At 55.7% G+C, this 3,218-nt stretch carries 4 protein-coding genes and 2 pseudogenes; 2 read left to right on the top strand and 4 right to left on the bottom strand.

Going from position 1 to position 3,218, the window contains the following annotated elements; translation table 11 throughout:
• Positions 1 to 30 precede the first annotated feature (30 nt).
• The 4 genes and pseudogenes from H6F43_RS20940 to H6F43_RS23285 all read right to left on the bottom strand — a co-directional run bounded on the left by H6F43_RS20940 (position 31) and on the right by H6F43_RS23285 (position 1,910).
• Positions 31 to 450, bottom strand: coding sequence for a fasciclin domain-containing protein (locus H6F43_RS20940; protein ID WP_190345111.1), 420 nt, complete (start codon positions 448 to 450; stop codon positions 31 to 33).
• Between the two features lie 69 nt (positions 451 to 519).
• On the bottom strand, positions 520 to 1,056 hold the full coding sequence (locus H6F43_RS20935) for a hypothetical protein (RefSeq protein ID WP_190345110.1): 537 nt from the start codon (positions 1,054 to 1,056) through the stop codon (positions 520 to 522).
• Positions 992 to 1,237 carry a hypothetical protein gene (locus H6F43_RS20930; RefSeq protein WP_190345109.1) on the bottom strand — a complete coding sequence of 82 codons (246 nt, stop codon included), beginning with the start codon at positions 1,235 to 1,237 and terminating at the stop codon, positions 992 to 994. Before H6F43_RS20930 ends, H6F43_RS20935 begins: the two co-directional genes overlap by 65 nt.
• 27 nt (positions 1,238 to 1,264) lie before the next feature.
• Positions 1,265 to 1,910: pseudogene (locus tag H6F43_RS23285) on the bottom strand (hypothetical protein).
• A 167-nt stretch (positions 1,911 to 2,077) separates the two neighbouring features.
• Between H6F43_RS23285 and H6F43_RS20920 the strand changes: the two are divergent.
• Positions 2,078 to 2,860 (top strand): DUF2993 domain-containing protein, encoded by a 783-nt coding sequence (locus H6F43_RS20920; RefSeq protein ID WP_190345108.1) that lies wholly within the window; start codon positions 2,078 to 2,080, stop codon positions 2,858 to 2,860.
• Positions 2,861 to 2,952: 92 nt separating this feature from the next.
• A pseudogene (locus tag H6F43_RS20915) lies at positions 2,953 to 3,218 on the top strand (hypothetical protein); the annotation flags it as partial.

Genomic DNA, 3,218 nt, shown 5'->3' with positions numbered 1-3,218 from the left:
CGCTATATCTGTTCTGCTATGAATGTTCCGTTATGAATGTCCGGCGATCAGCGCAGGTATCAGCACCGAATCAATCACATGAATTACCCCATTGTCGGTCAGAATATCCATCTGAGTCACCGTCGCCTCGTTCACCTTAACGCCGTTCGAGTGATCGACTGCAATGATCGACCCTTCCACAGTTGGGGCTTCGTCGATCTGCAGCAGATCATCCGATCGCACATCCCCAAACAGCACGTGGTAGGTGAGGATTTTCTTCAGCTTTGGTGTGTCTTGCAGCAGGGAATCGAGCGTGCCTTCCGGCAGGGCGGCAAACGCCTCGTCTGTGGGAGCCAGTACGGTAAGCGGACCATCCCCGCTCAGCGTGTCTACCAATCCCGCCGCCTCGATCGCAGCAAGCAATGTTTTAAAGGAGCCAGCTTGGGTCGCTGTTGCTAAAAGATCCGCCATGCGTGTTTTGCCTTGATCAAACTCTAACTCAGGAAACCAGTCTGGGAGGCTGGCTGCATCCTGCAAAAGTCAGAGGTCCGCAATTCGCCCAACTTCCTGCTGCACCCGCTGGCTAATCTGCAACGCTTCGTGCAGCAGTTGCCCATACTCGCTCGCTTGGTGATTCACCTCCAATGCTCTCAGCGCGACTAGATTCGTTTCGAGACTGTGAATCAAATCTGCATGGCGCGTTAGTAGCCCCCGACTCTGGCGCAGAACCTTCTCCGTTCGCAGCCCGGACACAAGCGTATCGCGCGTAACCCGCAGCGCCTGAAGGATTTCACCACGATCGCGCGCCTTCAGCGATCGATGTCCCACTGCATCCAGTCGATCTAGCACATCTACGGCTTGAATCACCGCGCTGTAGCGGTCTACTTCATCTAGCAACTGCATCAGCGTTCGCAATCGCTTCGCCGCCTGAACCATGTACACATTCCAGCCCACCATCACCAGAACGGTCAACACGATCGGCACTTGGGCAAACTCAAGCGCACCACTGAGATCACGAACGCCAGCGGTCGCATTTCGCGTCGCCGCCAACCCCAGCGGCAAGGCGAACACAAACACAAGCGCGGCAGCGACCACTTTCAGTGAAGCAAAACGTCAGTAGACGATGCCGATGGTGCACGATCAAGGGTCGATAAACGCCGCCGAGTAGTCCACCCACAAACACATCATTCACGTCGTAACCGCTGAGCCGCTCTAGTTCCGCTTCCGTCAGCCTTAGCGCTTCCAAATCCGATTTCATCAGCGCGTCCTCAAGACAGCAGAGTCATCAGCCCCCTGTAAAGAAACTGCCTTCTCGTGGGCGAAACAGCTCAAACTGCCCCGGAGAACCAAAGAACGGACGGAGCGTCCAGCCGAGCTAGCTACCGACGAATCCATAGAGCGCTAGCCAAAACCGCAGAATGCTGGTGCGAATTTTGATGCCTTGGTCGGTGTCGTCATCGGCGATCGGCTTCATCACCTGGTAGAGAAACAAAACGCCGAGAATGCCTGTGAGCGCAAAAATTGCCACATTGAGCAACAGAAAGAAATTGTAGTCATTGACCGTAATTAGGAAAAACAGCGTCACAGGCGCAAATCCGCACAGCAGCAGGGAAATGACGGAAACTGCTGTTAGCAGATACGTAAAGTGCTGGGCAATGCTCTGCTTTGAGCCAGATAGGACGTTAAAGATGTAGAGCGTGGGAAGACACACGAGCAGCGTAATCAAGTACAGAGCAGGCAATTTGACGGCAGACGAGCACCTGAAGCGGACTGTGAAACGTGCCGATAATGGCGCCGTACACGGCAAAGAAGCAAAAGCTCGACATTAGCAGTGCGGAAATTTTGCTCTTGAGCTTGACGCTGTCGTGAATTTCGCTCAAAAATTCGCCGCGATCGCGCAGCAACGCAATGACCGTTGAGAAAACGTTCATGAAGGTTCTTCCTTTCGTAATTGCGAGCCGCACCCTGTCCCGTAGTAAATCGGGCACTCATTGATACAACGGCAAGTTGCAGGATTACGGAGAAGCGGTTAAAGAGGGATTATTTTCGGGAGCTTTCTGTCAAAATGGGCTAGCTGAACCCTGCACGATCGCGCCCGATGGAATTCTTAACAATTTTTCTCTCTAGTCTGATTAGTCTTGTGTCGCCCGTAGGCGTCGTGCTGGATCGCACGGCTCAACAGCCGATTCGTCGATCGTTTGTCTCCGTGGAAACTTTGGAGGTGCGAATCGACAACGCGCCCAGCTACCAACTCGTGCAGGGCAAGGTCGATCGCATCCGCATTGCCGGACGTGGGCTGTTTCCAGTGCAGGAGGTTCGGCTAGAGGCGCTGGAGCTAGACACCGATCCAATTTTTCTCGAGGGTCGGCGGCTTCTGCGCGGCAGACCGCAGCTGACTCAGCCTGCACGGGCAGCCGTACGCTTGGTCCTCACCGAAGCGGACATCAATCGGGCGCTGCGATCGCCTGCGTTTGCGGCACAGTTGCGGGAAGTGGGCATTAATGCGCTGTCGGAGCAGGACGCACGGCAGGCGCGACGGTACGAAATTCTCAATCCGCGTGTGGAGTTCGAGTCGCAACGAATTCGCGTGTCTGCCAGCCTGCGCGAAGCGGGAGATCCGGCTACGCTAGACATCATGGCGGAAGCGGGAATCGAGACTGTGGCAGGACGGCAACTGCGGTTGGTCAATCCGACCGTGCGGCTGAATGGGGAAGCGGTGCCCGATCGCGTGGTTACACCGGTGGCGAATGGAATTGCTGAGCGATCGGACCTGCGGCAGCTAGAAGCGTCTGGAATCACCGCCCGAATTCTTCAGCTGCACACAAATGCCGACCAGCTTCAACTTGCTGCCTTTGTGCAGGTGGCTCCCAACAAATTCTAAAAACAGCGGGCGAATTTTCCGAAATGTGGAATGATTCACTGTAGTCATGGAATACGCCCGCGTCGTCACGCTATCCAAAGGAGAGTTTTATTATGCAGCAGCCATCTCGTCGCATTCCTTTGGGCATCGCCGCGGGGTTCTCGGCACTCGTTCTGACTACGGGAAGCGCCGTTGCTTGGTGGGCTTGGACCTCGCGCCCTCCGGTTCCTGCAACCGTGCAGTCCTCGCCGCAGTCGTCCCCCGCGCCTCAGGAGCAGCAAGCACCCCCGATCGTCGCGTCGCCAAACTCCGTTCAAAAGCCAGAATCCAAGACGGCTCCTGCGCCGACTGAACGAACGCTGCAAGTTTACTGGCTGAA

The organism is Leptolyngbya sp. FACHB-36 (assembly GCF_014695955.1).
Lineage (GTDB): Bacteria > Cyanobacteriota > Cyanobacteriia > Leptolyngbyales > Leptolyngbyaceae > FACHB-36.
This window is presented reverse-complemented; position numbering and strand designations above follow the sequence as displayed.

Coding starts and splice junctions, on each gene's coding strand:
- H6F43_RS20940 (WP_190345111.1), bottom strand. CDS start 450: ATGGCGGATCTTTTAGCAACAGCGACCCAAGCTGGCTCCTTTAAAACA.
- H6F43_RS20930 (WP_190345109.1), bottom strand. CDS start 1,237: ATGAAATCGGATTTGGAAGCGCTAAGGCTGACGGAAGCGGAACTAGAG.
- H6F43_RS20920 (WP_190345108.1), top strand. CDS start 2,078: ATGGAATTCTTAACAATTTTTCTCTCTAGTCTGATTAGTCTTGTGTCG.